The sequence below is a fragment of the Actinocatenispora comari genome (genome assembly GCF_017312725.1).
GTDB lineage: Bacteria > Actinomycetota > Actinomycetes > Mycobacteriales > Micromonosporaceae > Actinocatenispora > Actinocatenispora comari.
Map to the genome: position 1 here is coordinate 1 of NZ_BOPO01000102.1, position 21,044 is coordinate 21,044.

The following is a 21,044-nucleotide window of genomic DNA, read 5'->3' on the forward strand; positions in this document are numbered from 1 at the left end:
GGCCGCGGCGATGTCCCGTTCGGTCGCGGCGACCGCCTCGGCGAGCGCCGGCCAGGCCGCGCCGCGGTGCAGCTCGTCCAGGTTCGCCAGCCGGCCGCGCAACCGCTCCGCCGCGGCCGGTACCGGGGGCAGCCCGGGATCGGCGATCTTCGCCGCGGCCGTCCGGTAGGCGGTCGCGGCCGCCTGCTCCGCCTCGGCCAGCGCGGCCAGCGAATCGGTCCAGCTCGACCGGCGGCCGGCGTAGTCGTCGCGCAGCGAGACCAGCCCGGACAGCCGGCGCCGGGCCGCCGCCGCGGCCTCGTCGAGCCGGCCGAGCCGGTCGGTCACCGCCTCGCCCGGGGCCCCGTCCGGCGCCGCGGTCAGCGGGTCGGCCAGCGCCGGGCCGCGCACCGCGTCCAGCTCGACGAGCAGTGGCCGGGCCAGCTCGGGCACCCCGAACTCGGCGGCCAGCGTGGCGACCGCGTCGACGGCGTCGGCGGTCGGGGAGACCAGATCGGTCAGCGCGGTCAGCGCCGCCTGCACGGCGGCCAGCCGGGTGCCGGCCGCCGCGGCGTCGACCACCACCATCGGGATCAGGTCGACCAGGCACAGCCGCCGGGCCACCGGGTTGCCGGTGCCGTCGGCCGGCAGCCCCGCGGCGTCCAGCGCCACCATCGGTTCGCGCAGCAGCGCGGCCAGCTCCGCCAGGTCGTCGTCGGACGGCCGGCCGTGCCTCGCCCGTACCGCCCGGGCGGCGTTGAGCAGGTCGCCGGCGACGCTGAAGTGCGCCCACAGCACGCTGACCCGCTGCGGCAGGTCGGCCAGCCGCTCCGCGGTCGCGCCGGTGGCGCCACCGGCCCGCAGCCAGCGCAGGGCCGGATCGGAGTCCAGCGCGTACATCGCGGCGGCGAGCCGGTCGTACTCCTCACCGATCGCGGTCAGCCGCTGGTCGGCCTCCTCGCGCCGCAGTGGTGCAGTGGCCATCGCGGTCAGTCCCGGTACTGGGCGGCCGGCGGTTTCGGCGCCGGACCGAGCACCGTCAACCACTGGTCGTAGCGCTTCTTCCAGGTACCGTCACCCCGGATCTTCGCCAGCACGCCGTTGACGAACCGGACCAGGTCGACGTCGTCGAGGTTCGCCGCGATCCCGTACGGCTCGTCGGTGAACTTGGGGCCGACCACCTTCGTGTTCGGGTCCTGCTTCTTCAGCCCGGCGAGAATCGTGTCGTCCGTGGAGATGGCGGCGACCTGCCGCTGCTGCAGCATCACCAGGCAGTCGGTCCAGTCGTCCACCGCGACCGGCACCGGCTTCGCCGGGTCGGCCGCGATGGCCCGGATGGAGGTCGAGCCCTTCGCCGCGCAGACCTTCTTGCCGCCGAGGTCACCGAGCTGCGTGGCGGTCGAACCGGACGGCACCAGCACCCGCTGCCCGGCGTCGAAGTAGACGGACGAGAACGCCACCTGCTTCCACCGCTCGCAGTTGACCGTCATCACGTCGGCCACCAGGTCGACCTGGTGCTTCTGCAGCACCGGGATGCGCTGCGCGGAGGTGATGACCTTGAACTGGATCTTGTCCGGGTCGCCGAAGATCGCCCGCGCCACCTCGCGCAGCATGTCGATGTCGAAACCCTTGAGGTCGTTGTCCTGGTCGCGGAAGCCGAACAGGTAGGTGTTCTGGTCGACGCCGACGACCAGCCGGCCGCGCTTCTTGATCCGGGACACCGCCGGCCCGTCCATCATGTCGGCCGGCGATCCGTGCGGACGGTAGCTGTCGGCGGCGCACGAGGTGTCCTGCGGGTCCGCGTCCGGGATCTTCGCCGGGTCCTGCACCCCGACCGGTTGCGGCGGCGCCGCCGGCTTGCCGGCGTCCGGCAGCGTCGAGGCGCCACATCCCGCCACGACCAGCAGGGCCGTGAGAGCCACACCCGCCGCGAGCAAACCCCGTACCCGTCGCCGCACCGGCGCGACCCCCCTCGTCTCACGGGTTGGTGCACGATGGTCTGCCGGGCCGCGCCAGCCCCGTTTGCCCGCTGGCCGCGTGGTCGGCACGAGCGCAGACAACACCGGTATGCCCTCGCACCTCCGCCCTGCCAGCGAACACATGGACCTCGCCGCGACTCCGGCGCCATCGTGCGCCAACCCGTTTCTCATCGGTACTCCGCGACCCGGCGCTGCAGGCCGATCGCGGTGCCGACCACGCACAGCGCGGCGAGCACGCCGAGCCCGATCGCGGCACCGGTCTGGCTGGACGCCGCGGCGCTCGCCTGGTCGGTGAACCTCGCGTTGGCCGCCTCGATCGCGCTCGCGGTGTGCCGGTCGAGGCTGCCGAACGCGTCGGCCGCGCTGTCCGAGCCGGAGCCGATCGCGACCTTCACCGCCTCCGGGTACTGCCCGCCGTCGTCGAGGGAGCGCACCTTGGCGTGCGCGGCCTGCCAGTCGGTGACGTCCTTGCGGACCGCGTCGAGCTGGCGGCGCTGGGCGTCGTCGGCGCCGTGGCGCGCCGCGCCGATCAGCCCGCCGTTGCCGTCCGATCCGACCAGGTCGGTCATCCGCTGCCGGAAGTCCTGCTCGAACGACGCGCCGTTGCCGCGCGCGACCAGGGTCAGCGACTCGTCGGCCCGGGCCTGCAGCGCGGTGAGCCGGATCTGCGCGTACGCCTCGACCTGCGCCGAGCCGTTGTCCCGGGCCGAGCCGAGGTGGCTCGCCAGCGCCCCCCACGAGACGGTCAGCCACAGCAGCGCCACCACCGCCGCCGCGCAGCCGACCAGCAGCCCGCGGTTGAACACCCGGTTGGTCCGCCGACTCAGGTAGACCTGCCCGACCACCAGCCCGGCGAGCAGCAGCAACCCGAGCGGGATCGCCACCCAGGGGAAGCCGGCCGCCGCCGAACGATCGTCGGCCAGCCGCGCGGTCTCCGCCTGGTACAGCGACTTGGCCGCCGGCAGCAGCTTGTCGCGCATCAGGCCGGACGCCTCGCGCAGGTAGGCGGCGCCGAGCGGGATGCCGAGCCGGTTGTAGACCCGGGCCGTCTCGACCAGGCCGGTGTACACCGGCAGCTGACTGGTCAGCTGCTGCACCACCCGCGCGTTGGTGCCGCCGGAGTTGCTCGCGGTGGCGAGCGCCTTGCCCGCCTCGGCGATGTCCTGCTGGTAGCGCCGGGCGGCGCTGGCCGACTCGACCCCGCCGGCGAGGAACGCGGAGGCCGCCGTCGCGTCCGCGTCGGACAGCGACCGGTAGAGCTGCTGGGCCTGCACGGTGAGCGGACCGGAGTGCGAACGCACCTCGTCGAGCCGGCCGCCGCGCTGCTGCACGCCGACCACCATCGCGGTACCGAAGGCCAGCCCGAGCACGACGAGCACGGCCAGCAGCGTGGTCAACCGGCCCGGGGTGGTGCGGGCCAGGGCGGCGAGGCCGGGCCGGGCGTGGTCGACGACCGGTGCCGGGGCGGCCGGCGTGGTCGGGGCGAGCGTCATCGCGGCACCGACCCGTCGAACCGCACCGACCGGTCGAACCGCACCGGCCCGTCGGCGCCCACCGTGCGCCGGCCGGTGGCGCGGACACGGACCCTGGCTCGGCCCGCTCGGCCCGTGCCCGACGTGCTGCCCAGCATCGATGCCCTCCGTCGTGTTTTCGGGCCAACATAGCCGGTCGTGTCAACCAGCGGCGATCACGCCGTAGGGCGCCCCGGCGGTACCGGTGACGGCCGGTCCCCGCAGGTTGGTGCCGATGTCCGGGATGTCCCGCCGGAGTGGGACGCGGCCGGCTCGGCTCCCGCCGGGGTAGGGGGTCGGTTCTGGCTCCGCCGCGGGACGTACCGGGCCCGACCCCGCTCCTAGCGTCACGCCGTCAACGGCCACACCGGCGGTACGAAGGGGGCGAGGCGGTCGTGCTGACGATCGACGACGCGACGGAGCTCTACGTCAAACACCACGAACCACTGCAGGCGGTACGGGAGGAGCAGCGGCGGCTGCTCGCCGACCGGCCGGGCATGCGGGCGCAGCTGGACGACATCGAGGCGGAGCTGACCTACCTGCTGGTCCGCCGGGAGCGGCCGGCGCGGGTGGTGGAGATCGGCTGCCTGCACGGCTGGTCCACCACCTGGTTGCTGCGCGCCCTGCGGGACAACGAGACCGGAGTGCTGGAAAGCTACGACCGGATCGAGAACGCCCGCCGCAACGTACCGGCCGCCCTCGCCGAGGGTCGCTGGCGGTTCGTCGCCGGCGACGTGCGGGAGCAGACCCTGCCGGACGCGATCGACTACCTGTTCCTGGACGCCGCGCACTCGGCCCGGTTCGCCCGCTGGTACCTGGACCGGCTGCTGCCGGCGATCCCGGCCGGCACCCCGGTGAGCGTGCACGACGTGTTCCACGGCCGGCGCGCCAAGCCGTACTCGGAGGGGTCGGTGCTGCTGCGCCACCTGCGCGGCGCCGGCGCCCGGTACTTCACCGCGGCCGCGAAGCGCGCGCCGGAGGAGTACCGGCGGCTGCGGGAGTGCCGGGCCGACCTGGGTTTCGGTGACCCGGTGCATCCGGGTACGCACAATCCGATGATCTGGTTCCGTCGCCCGTGAGGCCCGGGCCGGCGCCGCGCCGTCGCCGTTTCGTAGGGTGTCCGCCATGCCGCCGAACGAGCCCGAACCCGCCGCAGCGCCGCAGGCCACGCCGGAGTCCGGGCTGACCCACTTGCCGGGGCGCGGACTGTCCCGATGGTTGCTGGTCCGCGGTTTGCCGCGGGACCCGCAGGCCACCGCCCACCTGACCGCGATGCTGGTCGCCGCGGTCAGCACGGTGCTGCTGGTCCGCGGTGGCCTGGCGCTGGCCGGGTACCCGCAGGTGGGCGGCGGTGGCCTGCACATCGCGCACGTGCTGTGGGGCGGGCTGCTGATGATCGTCGGCCTGGTCCTGCTGCTGTCGTTCGTCGGGCCGGTGATCCGGCCGCTCGCCTCGGTGCTCGCCGGGATCGGCATCGGGCTGTTCATCGACGAGGTCGGCAAGTTCGTCACCAGCGACAACGACTACTTCTACCGCCCGGCGACGGCGATCATGTACGTGCTGGTCGTGGTCCTGGTGCTGCTGGTGCACGCGCTGCACGGGCGACGGCCGCACCACCCCTCCGAGCACCTGGCCGCGGCGGTCGACCAGGCCGTCGCCGGCGTGGTCGGCGGGTTCACTCCGCGCCGCCGGGCCGCCGCCGGCCGTCAACTGCACCGGGCGGGCCGGGCGCCGGGCCGGTCCGAGGCCCGGGCGCTGATCGGCGCGGTACCCGACGACCCGGTCGAACTGTTCGACCCGCTGCGGTTCGTCGACCCGCACCGGCTGCTGGCAAGGCTGCGGCTGTGGGCCCGGCGCGAGGTGCACGGCCAGGGCCGGATCGCCCAGGCGCTGCCGACCATCACGGTGATCGTGCTGCTCGCGCAGATCGCGTACTCGGGTGCCCAGTTCGGCGTCCGGCTGGTGGGCCGGTTGGACGGGCCGGCCGGTGCGGTCTGGCGGGGCGCGCCGGGCCCGATCCCGCTGGTACTGGGGCTCGCCTCGACGGTGGCGTGCCTGGTGCTGGTGATCGGCGGGTGGCGGCTGCTGCGCCGTGACCGGCTGCGCGGGTTCACCTGGTTCCACCGCAGCCTGCTGGTGAACCTGCTGTTCACCCGGGTCTTCGAGTTCGACGTGACCCAGTTCGTGGCGACCGTGTCGGTGCTGGTGGACGTGCTGATGCTGGTCGTCGTCGGCGCCGAGCTGGGCCGGCTCAACCGGCTCGCCGACGCCGCCGAGGCGCAGGCCGCCATCGCCGAGGAACCCGTGCCGGTGGCCGGCCCCGCGTCCGCCGGCGACGAGCAGCCACCGGCGGCACCCGCCGCCGCCCGGGACGAGCAGCCACCGGCGGGCAACGCCGCTGCTCGGGACGAGCAGCCACCGGCGGGCAACGCCGCTGCTCGGGACGAGCAGCGGCCGGCGGGCGACGACGCTGCCGCCGGCGACGAGCGGCCGCCGGCGGCAGGGTCGGACAGGTAGGGCGCGACCCGCGCCCCGGATCAACCGCGTTGGGTGGACAGGAACCGGTAGCGCCAGACGGCGTCGTCGGTGGGTGCGTCGTCGCGGCGGTAGTTCAACCGCCAAATGTCGGGCAGTCCGTCCACGGTGCTGTCCACCGTGGTCATCTCCAGGTGCGGGGCTGGTACCGGATCGGTCAGCGGCACCGTGATGCGTTCCCCGTCCCGGGGTCCGCCGACGAGTTCGATCTCCACATCGAGCATGAGTCCGCTCCTTCCCGCGTGGGTGGTGAGCGGCCACCTGCAACGGCGGCCCGTGCGGCCGGGGCCGGGCGCCCAAGGGCGACGCACCGGCCTCCCTTCGAGAGTAGCGGCGTGACCGGCCCGGGCCAGCGGGAAGCGCGGCCACCGGTACCGGTCGAGTAACCGGGCGTGGTCCACGGCACGCCGGTACGACCCCGAACGGGCCTGGATCGTGTATCCTTTTGGCGTTGCAGTCGTAGTTTCCCCGAACGTTTGATGCGCACGCGGGATTTGTGACAGCGGGGCGTCTCGTTTTTCGGGAAGATCTCTCCGAAGGGTCGATCGGCTCCCGCCGCAACAAGGCGGTCGCCCGCGCGGCGGCCGAGTAGCTACCACAAGGAGAGTCATGGCACAGGGTACGGTCAAGTGGTTCAACCCGGACAAGGGCTTCGGCTTCATCACGCCTGACGGCGGCGAGCCGGACGTGTTCGTCCACTTCTCCGCCATCGAGGGCTCCGGCTACCGGAACCTCGAGGAGAACCAGCGCGTCGAGTTCGACGTGACGCAGGGCGCGAAGGGCCCGCAGGCCGAGCGCGTCCGCGGCATCTGAGCCACGGGCCTGGGTTACACCCCAGACGCGAAGCGACCCCCGATGCAGTGCGCATCGGGGGTCGTTTGCGTCCCGGTCCGGCCGGGTTGGCCCGCAAGCCCGGTCCTGCTCACTCCGCGTGTCCGTCGCCCACTCTTTACCGGTGAGATTCCCGGATCCTCGCCCGTGCCGGACGAAAAGCATCGATGATCAAGGATGACTGGCACGCGGATCGTCGGGCTGATCCGGTTCTGTGCCATTCTGGGTAGGGGAGATCGTTTACACCTCCGTGGGCGGGACGAGGGTGGTGTGGGTGCGTCGACAGAATTCGCTGTTGGGTGACCTGGCTTCGCTGTTGGTCTGTGGGGTGCTTGCCGGCATCGTGGTCGCGTTGCTGGCCTTCCCGGGGTTCGGGGTCAGCGGCCTCGCGGTCAAGTCGGGTACCGGCATCTTCACCAACAAGTCCGACCAGCTGAAGATCCCGCCGCCCCCGCAGAACTCCTACCTGTACGCCAACGACGGCAAGACGCTGATCACCACGTTCTACTCGGACAACCGGACGCCCACCACGATCGGCCACATCCCGACGGTGATGCAGCGCGCGATCGTGGCCGCCGAGGACACCAGGTTCTACCACCATCACGGCGTCGACCCGCGCGGCGTGGTGCGGGCGCTGCTGGCCAACCGCAGCGCCGGGCAGGTCTCCGAGGGCGCGTCGACGCTGACCATGCAGTACGTGCGCAACGTGCGGATCTACTCGGCGAAGACGCCGCAGGAGCTGCACGCCGCGACCGAGCAGTCGATGGCCCGCAAGATCCAGGAGATGCGCTACGCGCTGGCACTGGAGCGCAAGCTGTCCAAGAAGCAGATCATGCAGGGCTACCTGAACATCGTCTACTTCGGCCACCAGGCGTACGGGATCGTCGCGGCGTCGAAGGTCTACTTCGACACCACGCCGGACAAGCTGACGCTGCCGCAGGCCGCGCTGCTGGCCGGCGTGGTCAAGTCGCCGGACGCGTTCGACCCCGAGTCCGGGCCGGCCGGGCGCAAGGCCGCGCTGGTGCGCCGCTCGTACGTGCTGGACTCGATGGCCAAGCTGCACTACATCAGCAAGGCGGAGGCGAAGAAGGCCAAGGCGGCGCCGATCGGGCTGCACCCGTCGAGCACGCCGAACGGCTGCACCGAGGTACCGAGCAAGCACAAGGACTGGGGTTTCTTCTGCGACTGGTTCGTGCAGTGGTGGGACCAGCAGGAGCAGTTCGGCGCGACCTCGGCGGCGCGGGAGAACCTGCTGCGCACCGGCGGGTACAAGATCGTCACGTCGATGGACCCGAAGGTGCAGGCCTCGGCCCGCAAGGCCTCGCTCGCGGTGTACTCGAAGACCAACACCAAGGCGCTGCCGATCGCCGCGATCCAGCCCGGTACCGGCCGGGTGGTCGCGATGTCGGTCAACCGCGACTATAGCCTGAAGAAGAACCCGGACGGGATGAAGAACCGGCCGAACACCGTCGACCAGCTGGTCGCCGGGGGCGGTGACGTCAACGGGTACCAGACCGGGTCGACGTTCAAGATGTTCACCATGCTCGCGGCGCTGGAGTCCGGGCTGCCGCTGGACACCGGTTTCCACGCGCCGAGCCCGCTGCGCACCAACTACATCGCCGGCAACGGCTACTACTCGCCGGTCAACGACAACCCGAAGTGGATGGACGGGTACCGGACCATGTGGGACGGCTACGGCCGGTCGGTCAACACCTACTTCGTCTGGCTGGAGCAGAAGATCGGCGCCGAGAAGGCGGTCAACATGGCCAAGCGGCTCGGCATCAAGTTCCGGGCGCACAGCGACGCGGTGTACGCGTCCAAGGGCCGGGCGGACGGCTGGGGTGCGTTCACCCTGGGCGTCGCGCAGACCACGCCGCTGGATCTCGCCAACGCGTACGCCACCGTGGCGGCGGAGGGCATCTACTGCAAGGAACTGCCGGTGGCCTCGATCGTGGACGCCCGCGGGCACGCCTCGGACGCGGCGAAGCCGCAGTGTCACCGGGCGGTGTCCAGGGACGTGGCCCGGGCCGCCACCGACGCCGCCCGCTGCCCGGTCGGCCAGCAGGGCTTCTACCACAAGTGCAACGGTGGCACCGCGCCGGAGGTCGGCCGGATGTTCGGGTCGCGACCGCTCGGCGGCAAGACCGGAAGCTCGGAGACCAACGCGACCGAGTCGTTCGTCGGGTTCACCCCGCAGATCGCCGCGGCCGCCACCGCCTGCACCCCGGACAATCCGTGGGACTCGGTCGGCGCCGGCATCTCCTCGTCGGTGGACGTCGCCGTCGCGAAGACGATGCTCACCGACCTGTCCGGGCAGCCGATCCGCGGCTTCCACAAACCCTCGTCCCACATCGCGTACGGCTGAGCCCCGATGTGGCCCGCGGCTCCGGCCAGCCTCGGTGCGGCCCGCGGACACGGCCAGCCGGGTGCGGCCCGCGGCTACGGCCAGCCGGGTGCGGCCCGCGGCTACGGCCAGCCGGGTGCGGCCCGCGGCTACGGCCAGCCGGGTGCGGCCCGCGGCTACGACCAGCCCGGTGCGGCCCGCCGCACCGGGGCCCGCCGGGTCAGCGGCGGGCCAGCCGGCGCCCGGACGACGTCGGCGCCGGGGTGTAGCCCATCTGGTAGTGGGCGTAGATCTCCGGCTCGCGCTCGGCCGGCAACTCCTCGTCCACGCCGAGCGTCGGCGAGTTCTTGATCTGCCCCTTGTCGTACGGCACCTGCAGGTCGTTGCGGCCCACCCGGGCGCCGTCCAGCGGTACCAGGGCGATCTTGCGCATCCCCGGCATGCCGAGCCGGACCGCGCCGAACATCGGCTCGTCCGAGGCGGCGTCCACGTAGACCGACTCCAGGGTGCCGATCTTCCCGCCTTCTGGACCTACCACCGGTGCACCTTTCCACTGTGAGATGTCCTGAATTCCGATCATTCCTACCCCCGAGGCCGTGGGTACTGTCACCGATATTCTCCCGCCTTATCCGGTTCCAGGCGGCAAAACGTCACGGCCCGTGCACGTGGACGATCTTGACCGGACACGTGCATCGGTGCTGAGATCCATCCCAGACTGTCGGGGACCTCATGATCGGCTGCGCCGGGCCCGTTCTCGGACGTTGCGAGGGCCACTGGCCCGCTGGCTGCGGGCCGGCCTCGCAACCTCCGCCGCTCGCGGCGTTGCCGGCACGGGTGCCTACGACACCGGCACGCACCCGCACCTCCGCCTGGCGAGCAGACGAACGGACTCCGGCTCGCTCGATCGAAGGCCCCCCGGCAGTCGCTTCATCGACAAGGACGGAGACTTCCATGCGCCGTATCCGGTCCCACCGATGGCTCGCGGCCGGGCTCGCCGCGGCCGGCCTCGCGCTCGCCGTACCGGCGTCCGCGGTCGCGGCCCCCGCGGCCGTCGCTCCGGCCGCCGCGGTCGGTGACGTCCAGCTCACCGGTACCCAGCGGCTCGCGTCCGGGGTCACCCTCGCGACCTTCCGGGCCACCGCCTCGCACGGCACGGTCACCGGCGAGCTGGTCACCGCCGACCTGGCCAACCCGCACGTGTCGGTGGCGTTGCTGCGCCCGGACGCGGTGGCGCAGCGCGAGACGGTGTCCGAGATGACCGCCAATGCGCACGCGGTCGCCGGCGTCAACGCGGACTACTTCAACATCGACGAGTCGCAGCACCCGGGCGTCGCGGCCACCGGGTCCTCCGACGGCCCCGAGGTGGACCGCGGCCGCGCGATCAAGGCGGCGGTACCGGACAAGCAGCGGTTCGGCCCGGCGATGGCACCCGGTACCTCCACCCGGGACGTGATCGGCGTCGGCGTCGACGGCCGGGCCCGTCTCGGCACCCTCACCCTGGCCGGCAGCATCACCACCCCCGGCCACCGGTACGCGCTGGCCGGGCTCAACCAGTACGCGGTCGCCGAGGGCGGCATCGACGCGTTCACCAGCGCCTGGGGTGCCACCTCGCGGGAGCGCGCGGTGTGCGGCAGCGACACCAGGCGCGGCGACCCGTGCAGTACCGACACCGCCGAGGTGACGATCCGGCACGGCCGGGTGACCGCGGTCGCCGACGCGCCGGGCGCCGGCGCGATCCCGGCCGGCAGCACCGTACTGGTCGGCCGGGAGGCCGGCGCGGACACGCTGCGCGGGCTGCACGTCGGTGACCCGGTGCACGTCTCGTACCGGCTGGCCGGCGCGCGGGTGCCGTTCCGGGTCGCGGTCGGCGGCGCGCCGATCATGCGCGACGGCGCCACCCTCACCGGCGTCGACGACAAGGTCGCGGCGACCCGTACCGGGGCGGGGATCAGCGCCGACGGTCGCACGCTGTACCTGATGACCACCGACGGGCTGGCCGAGTCCGGCAGTGGCCTGACCCTGGCCGAGGAGGCCGACCTGCTCGCCGGCTTCGGCGCGACCGACGGGATGAACCTGGACGGCGGCGGCTCCACCACCTGCGCCGCCCGGCTGCCCGGCAGCGACGACGTCACGCTGGTGAACAAGCTGCCCGTCGGCGCGGCGGAGCGCCCGGTCGCCAACGGCCTGGGCATCGTCGCCCGCTGACCCACCGACCGCGGCCGGCGACGGGTTCGCCGGTCGCGGGCGGCCCACCCATCCACCGGCCGGGTCCCTCGGGACCCGGCCGGTGCGGTGTCTCGCCGGTAGCCCGCTGGCCGACGGCGAGTGCGGGGGGGGAACGGTCAGCGGGTGCCCGGCGCGCGCCGCAGCACCATCCCGAACACCCGCGCCGCGTCCGCGTTGACCAGCACGGCGAGCGCGGCGAGGCCGGCCAGCGGGGCCGACACGGCGGCCGCCACCGCACACAGCAGCAGCCGTACGTCCCGGCGCAGCAGCCGCCGCGGCGCGTCCGGCACCAGCACGTTGAGGTACGACACGAGCAGGCTGCCGGCGGCGGCCGCGAACCCGAACGCCCAGTCGACCGGCCGCCCGCCGGCCGCGAGCACCAGCCCGGCGATGATGGCGAGATCGGCGTAGCGGTCCAGGATCGTGTCCAGCAGCGCGCCGCGCCGGGAGGTGCGCAGCCCGATCCGCGCCACCTCGCCGTCCACCCCGTCCAGCGCGTTCCCGGCCTGCACCAGCACGCCGCCGAGCAGCATCGTCCACCAGTGGCCGCCGAACCCGATCACCGCGGCGCCGGCCACCGCGACCGCGAAGCTCAGGCCGCTGAGCAGGTCCGGCCACACCCCGGTACGCGCCAGCAGCAGCGTCACCGGCCGCGACAACGGCCGGTTCAGGTACCGGCAGACCAGCCCGTCGCTGGGCTTCGACCCGTACCGGTGCCACAGCGCGCGGTGCACCCGGCGGACGTCCCGGTCCCCGGCGAGCGTCGTCGCGAACCCGGCCGCCGGCCGCAACGCCAGCCCGGCGACGGCGTCCAGCGCCGCATCGGGGGCGTCCGCCGCGAGTACCTCCCGGGCGGTGCCGGCGTCGGCCACCGCGAGCGTCGTGTCGGTGCACCGCACGCCGGTCCGCTCGGCCAGGTCACGAACCGTCTCCGCGTCGAAGATCGCGCCCGCGCCGACCAGCAGGTACCGGCCGGGTGGCAGGGCTGCGGGCGGTGGGCACGGCTCGGCTGGGGGCGCGTGCCGGGCGACCAGCCCGGCCACCAGATCGGGGGAGCGCCGGCCGGCGGCCACCAGCACCCGGCGCACGCCGGCCGCGTGCAGCACCCGTACCGTCCGGTCGAGCAGCGGTCGGCCGCCGATCCGGGTCGCCTCCACCGACCGGTGTGCCGGCGGCGGCTCCGCCGTCAGGACGACCACCGCCACCACCGGGCCGGTGGGATCGGACCACCGGGTCGTGTCGGGGGCCGGTTCGCCGTTGCCTCGGGTCATCCATCACCTCCGCCACGACCGGCGTACGCGGTGGCGCAGGTACGGCGACGCCGCAACGGATCTGTGGGATCACCTCGATCCTAGAGCCGTGCGGCGCCGGCGGCGGAGGTGGAATGTGCCCCTATCCGAAGGCCGCTCTCGGCCGCGGCACGCCGAGCGCGGATCAGCTGCGCCGGTAGCGGCGCATGGCGGCCGGATAGCCGAGCACGCCCGCGTCGTAGAGCGGGACGCCCAGCTCGGTCGCGAGCCGGCTGGCGATCCTGGCCGAGCCGACCCGGCGCCGGATCCACTCGCCGTCGGCGGCGACCGCGGCGACCGTGGTGTCGGTGGCGGTGGTCTCCGGCTCCAGGTAGAACTCGACACCGGTGCGGCTGGCGACGAACTCGCGCAACTCGTCCAGGTCGGTCGGGGTGGCCTCCCGGTCGAGCATCGACTGGTACCCGCCGCGCTGGGCGCGGATCTGCCCGGTCGACCGGACGCCGCGCGGGCCCGACGGCGAGAACAGGCGGCGCAGCCGCGCTCCCAGCCCCATCCCGACCTCCCCGTTCGTCCGGGGCGTCCGAGTGCCGGATGCCCTCTCGGCCGAGGCTACGACCGTTGGATGGAGCAAGCCTGCCGGCAGGCTGGGAACTGCCTGGGCGCCTCAGCGCGATCCGGGCCGGCCGCGCTCCGGGTTCGTGACCTGCTGCGGGGCCGCGTCACCCGGGTCCGGATCCGCGGCGGAGACCCGTTCGCCGCGCAGCGCGCCGGGGACTGACGTCAGCGGCCAGATCAGCCAGATCGCCAGCACCAGGCCGATCCGGGGCAACCAGGACAGCAGCGCCACCGATCGGTGCAGATCACCCAGTACCAGCACCATCAGCCCGAGCAGCGCGGCGGAGATCGCGCCGGCGAGCACGGCCTTGCCCCACTCCCGCCACTCGTACCGGGCCCGCGCCGGACCGGACTTCGCCGGTTTCGGCGGCCGCGGCCCGCCGGCGAACCGGTACGCGAACCAGCGGTCCGCCCACCGCACCATGCCGCGGCCGAACACCACCGTGCTGCCCAGGTACACCGCGGCCAGGCCGTGCTGCGGGCCGGCCACCGCGTGCCGGGTCAGCAGATCGGCCATGGTGGCGACGAGCAACACCAGGTCCAGCACCGGTACCGCGGCCAGCAGCACGGTGCTCGCCCGGCGCCGGCGCAGCAGGTACCGGCAGGCCAGCCCCGCGCCGACGAGCAGCCAGAACCCGATCTCGCATCCCACGATCACCGCGAACAACACGGGACCATCGTCCCGGCCACGAACCGGGTCCGCATCGTCGCGCCAGCCGAACCCGGCATGATCCCAACGATGTACGCCGGGGCTGGCCCGGTGATGTTGAGATGTGGGGGTGGCGGTGACCGGATGGTGGCCGCGGCGACTGCCGCCGCGGCGGGACGTGGGCTCGGCCGCGGTGTGCGCCACGATCGGCGCCGTGCTGTTCGCGGTCGGGCTCTACCAGCCGAACGCGCGCCTGGTCCTGCTGCTCGTCCCGTTCGCGGTGATCATCGCCGCCGACCTGTTCCGCGGTACCGCGCCGCTGCTCGCGCTCGCCGTCGGGGTCGCCGCGGTCACCGCCGACCTGCTGCTCGGCGGCTCGGTCAGCACCTGGCAGGTGTTCTTCGACCTCGTCTACGCGGCCTGCGTGTACGGGCCGCGCGGCGCGGACCGCTGGCTGGTCGCCGGCTCCGCGGTCGTCTCGGTCGCGGCGCTGGTGGTGCTGCTGCTGGTGCTGCGCGCCGACGGGCAGAGCTGGCGGCTCGCGGTCCAGGCCGGCGTCGCGGTCGGGATGACCGTGACCCTGGTGACGGTGCTGCCGGCCACCACCGGGTCGGTCGTGCGCCTGCACCGGGACCGGCTCGTCGAGCACCGCGAGCACGCCCGCCAGCTGGCGAGGCTGACTGAACTCGACCATCGCGCGGCCGTCGCCGCCGAGCGCGCCGCGATGGCCCGCGAGCTGCACGACGTGATCGCCGGCCACCTCACCGCCATCGCGGTCGGTTCGGCCGCGGCGCTGCGGACCGCCGGCGACTCGGCACCGGCGCTGCGCGAGGCGGTACAGCTGGCCCGGGACAACAGCGTGCAGGGGCTGACCGAGATGCGCGCGATGATCGGCCTGCTCCGCGAGCCGGGCACCGACGACGACCCCGCGGCGACGCATCCGGGCCTGGCCGGCGTCGGGCAGCTGGTCGACGCCGCGGGCCTCGCCGTCACCCTGCACGACGATCTCACCGACGCCGACCGCGCGGCGCTGCCCACCGCGGTCGACCTGGCCGGCTACCGGATCGTGCAGGAGGCGCTCACCAACGCGCTCAAGCACGCCGGCCCGGGCCCCGTCGAGGTACGGCTAGCCCGCGCCGCGGGCGCGGTGACGGTGCAGGTGGACAGCCCGCTGCCCGGGACCGACCGGGACCCCGCGGTACCGGGCACCGGGGCCGGCCTGATCGGGATGCGGGAGCGGGCCACCCTGCTCGGCGGCACCCTGACCGCCGGCCCGGACGGCACCCGCTGGGCGGTCCGGGCCAGCCTGCCGCTGCGCGCCCCGGAGGTGACGTCGTGATCCGCGTGCTGATCGCCGAGGACCAGCCGACGGTCCGCGCCGGGCTGGCGATGATCCTCGGCGCCGAGGCGGACCTGAGCGTCGTCGGCACCGCCGGCGACGGCGCGCAGGCGATCGCGCTGGCCCGCGAGCTGCACCCGGACGTGACGGTGATGGACATCCGGATGCCCGGCGTCGACGGCATCGAGGCCACCCGGGTACTGACCGCCGAGGCGCTCACCGAGGTCCTGGTGCTGACCACCTTCGACACCGACCGGCTGGTGTTCGGCGCGCTGCGCGCCGGGGCCGCCGGCTACCTGCTCAAGGACGCGGATCCGCAGCAGCTGGTGGACGCGGTACGGGTGGTCGCCGCCGGCGACGGGATGGTCGCGCCCGGCGTCACCCGCCGGCTGATCGCCGCGTTCGCCGCCCGGCCGCAGCCACCGGCCGCGCCCCCCGAGCTGGCCGAGCTGACCCCCCGCGAGCGGCAGGTACTGGCCCAGCTCAGTCGCGGCGCGTCCAACGCCGAGCTGGCCGCCGCGCTGGGCATCGCCGAACCCACCGCGAAGACCCACGTGCACCGGGTACTGGCGAAGCTGTCGCTGCGTAACCGGGCCCAGGCGGCCGTGCTCGCCCGCGAGCTCGGCCTGGCCGACGACCCGGCACCGGAGCGAGCCGACGACCCGGCACCGGAATGAGCCGACGAGCCGGCACCGGAACGACCGGTACGGGTGCTGGCACGAATCGGTGATCCGGTGGTTGTGCGGCTCACCTAGGGTTACGTCCAACGCGGTGCACGAGGGCGCCGCATAGGACAACCTGGGGGATCCCCGATGAGCGACTTCGACACCGGCCACGACGACATCCAGGTCGAGTACACCGACGGTTCCAGCTCCGACGTCATCGACGCCAACCACGACGGCTACGCCGACCAGGTGGACGTCGACTCCAACGGCGACGGCCGCACGGACACCTGGGAGTACGACTCGGACGGCGACGGCAAGATCGACCAGGTCGACTGGGACGCCAACGGCGACGGCTCCCCGGACCACGGCGAGATGGACACCAACGCCGACGGCAAGGTCGACACCTGGAGCGTGGACACCAACGGCGACGGCTCGCCGGACGAGATGGCGGTCGACAGCAACTACGACGGCCGGGTCGACGAGGTCGGCGTGGACAGCAACCACGACGGCACGATCGACGAGGTCGCGGCCGACACCGACCACGACGGGCACGTCGACGCGGTGGCGACCGACACCGACCACGACGGCACGTTCGACACCGTGCACTACACCACCGACGGGGCGACCAACCCGTTCGCGACCGGCGCCTGAGCCGACCGCGACACCGGCGCCCGAGCCACGGCAGTACGAAGGCGCACCGCAGCACGCGGTGCGCCTTCGTCGTGTCCGGGCGGGGCGCCGTACCCGGCGGCGGCGAAGCCGTCGCCGCGGGCTGGCCCGGCGGTCAGGAGGAGAGCATCGACGTGCCGCCCTGGTCGGCCAGCCAGGCCGCCACGAACGACTGGTTCTCCCGCCAGTCGTGCGTGCTGATGGGCGGCAGGATGTCGTCCCACATCGACAGGAACGAGCCGCGCAGCTGCAGCGCGCCGGCCGGCCGGGCCAGGAAGCAGAAGTGCAGGTGCGCCGCGCCGTCGCCCCACCGGTTGACGTGCACCCGGGCCACGCCCGGCAGCGAGCGCATCGCCCGCTCGATGCGGACCGTCAGCAGGCCGAGCTCGGCGGCCTCCAGGTTGGGCAGGTCGCCCAGGTCGAGGTGCATCCGCGGTTCCAGGTAGAGCACCAGGGGCAGGCCGGGCGGCTGGTCGGTGGCCTTGACCCGCCAGCGCTCGTCGACCCAGATGTACGCATCGTCGTGGGCCTGGCAGGCCCGGCAGGTGGCGATCTCCTCGCCGTCCCGAGGCGGCTCGGGCAGGGCCGGCGGCTCCAGCGGACGCACCGTGAGTGAACCGCTGAACGGGAACGTCGGCCAGTTGACGAATTCGGGAAGGGGTGTGTCCACCTCGATCACAGTAGTCACTGCACGCACCGCCCGAACCGCCCGAGTCGGCGCGTCTCACGGTGGTCGGCGCCGCCCACGCCGGCGGGCGGTGGCCGGCACCCACCGGTACCGCGAGATCGGGGACCGGCATGTCACCCGAACGGTGCGCCGCCCGGACGCGACGATGCCCCGGTGCCGGGCACCGGGGCATCGTCGCGTGTGGTGTCGACGCCGAACGGGTCGGGCGCCGACCGGGCGGATCAGGCCTCGCCGAACGCGCCGGCGTCGACCAGGCGCTTGGTGGTCACGTCCCAACCGTGGTCGGGGAAGGCGACCTGCAGGCCCTCGAGCTCGGCCTTGATCTTGGCGCCGTGGCCACCGTCGGCCAGCGACTTGACCTCGTCGACGAACTTGTCCGAGTCGGTGCGCAGCCGGGTGGTCTTGCCGTTCAGCAGGTTGCGCACGTAGACGTTCTTGCCGCCGTTGAGCGGGATCAGGTACTTGTACTCGCCGAGCACGCTGAGGGCGCCACCGGACGCCTGGCCGGCGCGAACCGAGGCGCGTGCGGTCTTTGACTGGGCCACGCGTGGAACTCCTTGCACTCCTCGATCGCCACGCGGCGGATCACCGCCGGGCGATGCTGTCGGGTCGCTGAGCGCCGAGCCGGGGGGCCGACCACTCAACCTGATGGGGACAGCGTCGGCGCGCGACCCCGTCCGCTCCCCAGCGTATCCGATGCGGTACGACACCGGCCCGGTCGGGATGGGGCACCGCTGGGTCATCTTGACCACTCCGGCTACCATTCGGCCCGCCCGCCGAACCCGACTCCGCTAGCGTTTCCACCCGCCGGCAGACAACCACAACATCAAAATCCGCAGAACGCTGGCGCAACGCCAGTGCCACAAGTCATCATGTTTCCGACCACCTGGCAGAGCGAGGACGCGGGGGAAGGCGCACCTCGTCAACCGGGAGGTCGATCGTGCCGACTAGAGGCGTCGTGTACGTCCATTCGAGCCCGCCTGCCGTGTGCCCGCACGTCGAGTGGGCCATCGCGCGTGTGCTGGGCACGCCGGTTCGACTGGAGTGGACCCAGCAGCCCGCCGATCCGACCACCGTGCGGGCGGAGTGCTCGTGGTCCGGGCGTGCCGGGACCGGGTCGGAGCTTGCGGCTGCCCTCCGGCAGTGGGCGATGCTGCGGTTCGAGGTGACCGAGGAGCCGAGCCCCGGCGTCGACGGCGAGCGCATCATGTACGCCCCGGGTCGCGGCATCTTCCGCGCCTCGGTCAGCGCCAACGGCGACATCGTGGTGCCCGAGGACAGGCTGCGCTCCTTGCTGGCCACCGCGGCCGGCCCGGAGGCGCTCGCGCACGGGCTGGAGCGGCTGCTCGGTGCGTCCTGGGACACCGAGCTGGAGCCGTACCGGCACGCCGGTGACGGCGCGCCGGTCACCTGGCTGACCCAGGTCGGCTGAGGCCACCTCGCGGTACGGCCGTCCCCGCCGTGGGCCGGCCGTACCGTGCTGTCGGGCCGGCGGCCGGCTGCCAGCGTCCGGACCGTGCGGCGTGCCGGGCCCGGCCGGCACGGACCGGTGCCCGTCCAGGTCGGGTCGGGTGCGGCGACCCCGGTGCGACCCGGCGGTCGCCCGGCTGGTGTGCTAACCGCCGTGACCCGTCCCTCCCGTACCTCCCGGTCGTTGTCCGTGGCCGCCGCCGTGCTGGCCGGCCTGCTGCTCGCCGCCGGCTGTGGCTCCGACGGTTCCGGCGCCGGCGACGACCACCCGGGCCGGTCGGCCGCGCCGACCCCCACGCCGTCCGGCGACCCGGCCGAGCAGGCCGCCTACCTGGTCCGGCACCTGTCGGACGCCGAGCTGGTCGGCCAGGTGCTGATGCCGGTGGCGTACGGCTACCGGGCCGACTCGGTGTCGAAACAGGCCGCCGCGCACAACCGGAGCACCGCCGGCGCCGACACCCCGGCGCAGATCGTCCGCAAGTACCACCTGGGTGGGTTGATGCTGGTCAACGAGGGTGGCGGCGCCGGCGATCCGACCGCGGAGACCAACCCGACCAGCAACATCGCCACCCCGGGGCAGGTACGGCGGCTGACCGGCGGGCTGCAGCAGGCGGGCCGTACCGCCGGGCTGCCGATGCTGGTCGGCACCGACCAGGAGTTCGGCACGGTGCTGCGGATCGGTACCGGGATCAGCCCGCTGCCGACCGGGCTGGGTGTCGGCGCGGCGCACGACGCGAAGCTGACCCGCACGGCCTGGGCGATGGCCGGTTCCGAGCTCGCGGCGCTGGGCGTCAACGTCGACTTCGCGCCGGACGCCGACGTGCTCGGCGGGCCGGGCAACACCGTGATCGGGTCACGCTCGTTCGGCTCGGACCCGACCGCGGTCGCCGGCCAGGTGTCCGCCGCGGTCGGCGGGCTGCAGAGTGCCGGGGTCGCGGCCAGCCCCAAGCACTTCCCCGGCCACGGCCACACCAGTACCGACAGCCACCAGGCGATGCCGGTGCTGACGCAGAGCCGGGCGCAGCTCGACGCGCAGGACCTGCCGCCGTTCCGGGCGGCGATCACGGCCGGCAGCTGGCTGATCATGGCCGGCCACCTGGACGTGCAGTCGGTCGACCCCGGGGTGCCCGCCACGCTGTCCCACAAGCTGCTGCACGACGTGCTGCGCGGCCAGCTGCACTACGACGGCGTGGTGGTCTCCGACGCGCTCAACATGGCGCCGATCACCGACCGGTACGACGGTGGTCAGGCCGCGGTGCACGCCCTGCTCGCCGGCAACGACCTGCTGCTGGAGCCGCCGAACCTGGCGGCCGCGCAGCACGGGCTGCTGGCCGCGGTGAAGTCCGGCCAGCTGCCGCGGTCCCGGCTGGTCGAGGCGGCGCAGCGGGTGCTGACGCTGCGCGCCCGGCTGGCCCGGTTCCGGCAGCCGGCGGCGTCCACGGTGCACAGCGCCGGGCACGAGAAGGTGGCGCGGCAGGTGGCCGCGGCGGCGATGACGGTACTGCGGGGGAAGTGCTCGGGGCCGCTGGTGTCCGGCACGGTGCGGCTCACCGGCGGTACCGGGCAGAAGCGGGCGTGGCTCGCGGCGGCGCTGCGCGCCGACGGGGTGTCGGTCGGTGACTCCGGCGCCACCCGGGTCGCGTTGACCGGGTACGGCGACACCACCGCCGACCTGGCGCCGGACGCCGCGGTCACGGTGGCGATGGACGAGCCGTACCTGGCGGCCAACGTGCACTCGCCGACCGTGCTGGCCAGTTTCGGCGCCACGAAGGAGTCGATGGGCGCCGTGGCCGACGTTCTCGCCGGCAAGGCGGCCGCGCCGGGGCGCTCGCCGGTCGAGGTACCCGGCCTGCCCCGCTCCGCCTGCTGATCCGCGGCGTCGCGGACTCCGCCGGTCAGTCGCGCCGGGCGGGGGTGGCACGGTGGCCGGTGCGTCGCCGGCGCAGCCGGTCGGCGAGGTTCGCCGCGATGCGGCGCGGCAGCGCGTTCGGGCCGCCGAGGATCGCCGCCGCGGCGATCGCCAGGGCGGCCGCGAGCAGCGGCGCCCACACCTGCCGGGGCAGGAACCGGGTGCCGGCCGCTCCGGCGAGCAGCACCGCGACGAGCACGCCGCGCAGCACCGGCCATACCGACCGCGCCGGCCGCACGACAGCGGCGCCGGCCGGGTCGGCGCGCCACGACGTCTCGGTGACCAGCGCCGCCAGTACCTTGGCGAGTTGCCGGACGAGCCGGTCCGCCGGCTCGGCCGCGATGCGCTCCGCGACGTCCCGGCGGGCCGCGACGTCGGCGAGCGC

Annotated in this window: 21 protein-coding genes; 10 read left to right on the forward strand and 11 right to left on the reverse strand. The window is 73.9% G+C overall.

What is annotated here, in order from left to right:
• The 3 genes from NUM_RS24945 to NUM_RS24955 form a co-directional block, all read right to left on the reverse strand.
• Positions 1–963 (reverse strand): hypothetical protein (locus NUM_RS24945; protein ID WP_207127365.1); only part of this gene is annotated, 963 nt, incomplete at its 3' end.
• 5 nt (positions 964–968) lie between these two features.
• Positions 969–1,901 carry a glutamate ABC transporter substrate-binding protein gene (locus tag NUM_RS24950; RefSeq protein WP_225918834.1) on the reverse strand — a complete coding sequence of 311 codons (933 nt, stop codon included), beginning with the start codon at positions 1,899–1,901 and terminating at the stop codon, positions 969–971.
• A 224-nt stretch (positions 1,902–2,125) separates the two neighbouring features.
• Positions 2,126–3,451 (reverse strand): hypothetical protein, encoded by a 1,326-nt coding sequence (locus NUM_RS24955; protein WP_207127366.1) that lies wholly within the window; start codon positions 3,449–3,451, stop codon positions 2,126–2,128.
• Between the two features lie 413 nt (positions 3,452–3,864).
• On the opposite strand from NUM_RS24955, the gene NUM_RS24960 reads away from it, so the two are divergent.
• Both NUM_RS24960 and NUM_RS24965 read left to right on the forward strand, forming a co-directional pair.
• Positions 3,865–4,548: a class I SAM-dependent methyltransferase gene (locus NUM_RS24960; RefSeq protein WP_207127367.1), complete on the forward strand. Its 684-nt coding sequence runs from the start codon at positions 3,865–3,867 to the stop codon at positions 4,546–4,548.
• Positions 4,549–4,594: 46 nt separating this feature from the next.
• Entirely contained in the window at positions 4,595–5,986 is a 1,392-nt protein-coding gene (locus NUM_RS24965; protein ID WP_207127368.1) for a hypothetical protein, read from the forward strand.
• 20 nt (positions 5,987–6,006) lie between these two features.
• Here NUM_RS24965 and NUM_RS24970 read toward each other — a convergent pair whose 3' ends face one another.
• Positions 6,007–6,228, reverse strand: a complete 222-nt coding sequence (locus NUM_RS24970; RefSeq protein ID WP_157034600.1) for a hypothetical protein — start codon at positions 6,226–6,228, stop codon at positions 6,007–6,009.
• A 385-nt stretch (positions 6,229–6,613) separates the two neighbouring features.
• Between NUM_RS24970 and NUM_RS24975 the strand changes: the two genes are divergently transcribed.
• Together NUM_RS24975 and NUM_RS24980 are read left to right on the forward strand one after the other, a co-directional pair.
• Complete coding sequence (locus NUM_RS24975) at positions 6,614–6,817, forward strand: cold-shock protein (RefSeq protein WP_030444326.1); 204 nt, start codon at positions 6,614–6,616, stop codon at positions 6,815–6,817.
• A 292-nt stretch (positions 6,818–7,109) separates the two neighbouring features.
• Positions 7,110–9,200 carry a transglycosylase domain-containing protein gene (locus NUM_RS24980; protein WP_225918835.1) on the forward strand — a complete coding sequence of 697 codons (2,091 nt, stop codon included), beginning with the start codon at positions 7,110–7,112 and terminating at the stop codon, positions 9,198–9,200.
• Positions 9,201–9,399: 199 nt separating this feature from the next.
• Here NUM_RS24980 and NUM_RS37360 read toward each other — a convergent pair whose 3' ends face one another.
• Positions 9,400–9,759, reverse strand: a complete 360-nt coding sequence (locus NUM_RS37360) for a PRC-barrel domain-containing protein (RefSeq protein WP_225918836.1) — start codon at positions 9,757–9,759, stop codon at positions 9,400–9,402.
• A 371-nt stretch (positions 9,760–10,130) separates the two neighbouring features.
• Between NUM_RS37360 and NUM_RS24985 the strand changes: the two genes are divergently transcribed.
• Entirely contained in the window at positions 10,131–11,384 is a 1,254-nt protein-coding gene (locus tag NUM_RS24985; protein ID WP_207127369.1) for a phosphodiester glycosidase family protein, read from the forward strand.
• A gap of 137 nt (positions 11,385–11,521) precedes the next feature.
• On the opposite strand, the gene NUM_RS24990 is transcribed toward NUM_RS24985, so the two are convergent.
• The 3 genes from NUM_RS24990 to NUM_RS25000 all read right to left on the reverse strand — a co-directional run bounded on the left by NUM_RS24990 (position 11,522) and on the right by NUM_RS25000 (position 13,940).
• Positions 11,522–12,676, reverse strand: coding sequence for a CDP-alcohol phosphatidyltransferase family protein (locus NUM_RS24990; RefSeq protein ID WP_207127370.1), 1,155 nt, complete (start codon positions 12,674–12,676; stop codon positions 11,522–11,524).
• Positions 12,677–12,839: 163 nt separating this feature from the next.
• Positions 12,840–13,106, reverse strand: a complete 267-nt coding sequence (locus NUM_RS24995; RefSeq protein WP_207127379.1) for a hypothetical protein — start codon at positions 13,104–13,106, stop codon at positions 12,840–12,842.
• A gap of 213 nt (positions 13,107–13,319) precedes the next feature.
• A complete protein-coding gene (locus NUM_RS25000) occupies positions 13,320–13,940 on the reverse strand; it encodes a hypothetical protein (protein ID WP_225918837.1) in 621 nt (206 codons plus the stop codon).
• 109 nt (positions 13,941–14,049) lie between these two features.
• Here NUM_RS25000 and NUM_RS25005 point away from each other — a divergent pair, with 109 nt between their 5' ends.
• From NUM_RS25005 to NUM_RS25015, 3 genes are all read left to right on the forward strand, one after another.
• On the forward strand, positions 14,050–15,258 hold the full coding sequence (locus NUM_RS25005; protein ID WP_207127371.1) for a sensor histidine kinase: 1,209 nt from the start codon (positions 14,050–14,052) through the stop codon (positions 15,256–15,258).
• Positions 15,255–15,935, forward strand: a complete 681-nt coding sequence (locus NUM_RS25010) for a response regulator (protein WP_207127372.1) — start codon at positions 15,255–15,257, stop codon at positions 15,933–15,935. Before NUM_RS25005 ends, NUM_RS25010 begins: the two co-directional genes overlap by 4 nt.
• Before the next feature lie 135 nt (positions 15,936–16,070).
• Positions 16,071–16,574 carry a hypothetical protein gene (locus NUM_RS25015; protein WP_207127373.1) on the forward strand — a complete coding sequence of 168 codons (504 nt, stop codon included), beginning with the start codon at positions 16,071–16,073 and terminating at the stop codon, positions 16,572–16,574.
• A gap of 133 nt (positions 16,575–16,707) precedes the next feature.
• On the opposite strand, the gene NUM_RS25020 is transcribed toward NUM_RS25015, so the two are convergent.
• Together NUM_RS25020 and NUM_RS25025 are read right to left on the reverse strand one after the other, a co-directional pair.
• Positions 16,708–17,262, reverse strand: a complete 555-nt coding sequence (locus NUM_RS25020) for a hypothetical protein (RefSeq protein ID WP_225918838.1) — start codon at positions 17,260–17,262, stop codon at positions 16,708–16,710.
• Positions 17,263–17,501: 239 nt separating this feature from the next.
• Complete coding sequence (locus tag NUM_RS25025; protein WP_207127375.1) at positions 17,502–17,825, reverse strand: hypothetical protein; 324 nt, start codon at positions 17,823–17,825, stop codon at positions 17,502–17,504.
• Positions 17,826–18,220: 395 nt separating this feature from the next.
• Here NUM_RS25025 and NUM_RS25030 point away from each other — a divergent pair, with 395 nt between their 5' ends.
• Positions 18,221–18,712: a DUF3145 domain-containing protein gene (locus NUM_RS25030; RefSeq protein WP_030444338.1), complete on the forward strand. Its 492-nt coding sequence runs from the start codon at positions 18,221–18,223 to the stop codon at positions 18,710–18,712.
• 192 nt (positions 18,713–18,904) lie between these two features.
• Positions 18,905–20,620, forward strand: coding sequence for a glycoside hydrolase family 3 protein (locus NUM_RS25035; RefSeq protein WP_207127376.1), 1,716 nt, complete (start codon positions 18,905–18,907; stop codon positions 20,618–20,620).
• Positions 20,621–20,645: 25 nt separating this feature from the next.
• On the opposite strand, the gene NUM_RS25040 is transcribed toward NUM_RS25035, so the two are convergent.
• On the reverse strand, positions 20,646–21,044 hold a 399-nt coding region (locus tag NUM_RS25040; protein ID WP_207127377.1), incomplete at its 5' end, for a hypothetical protein.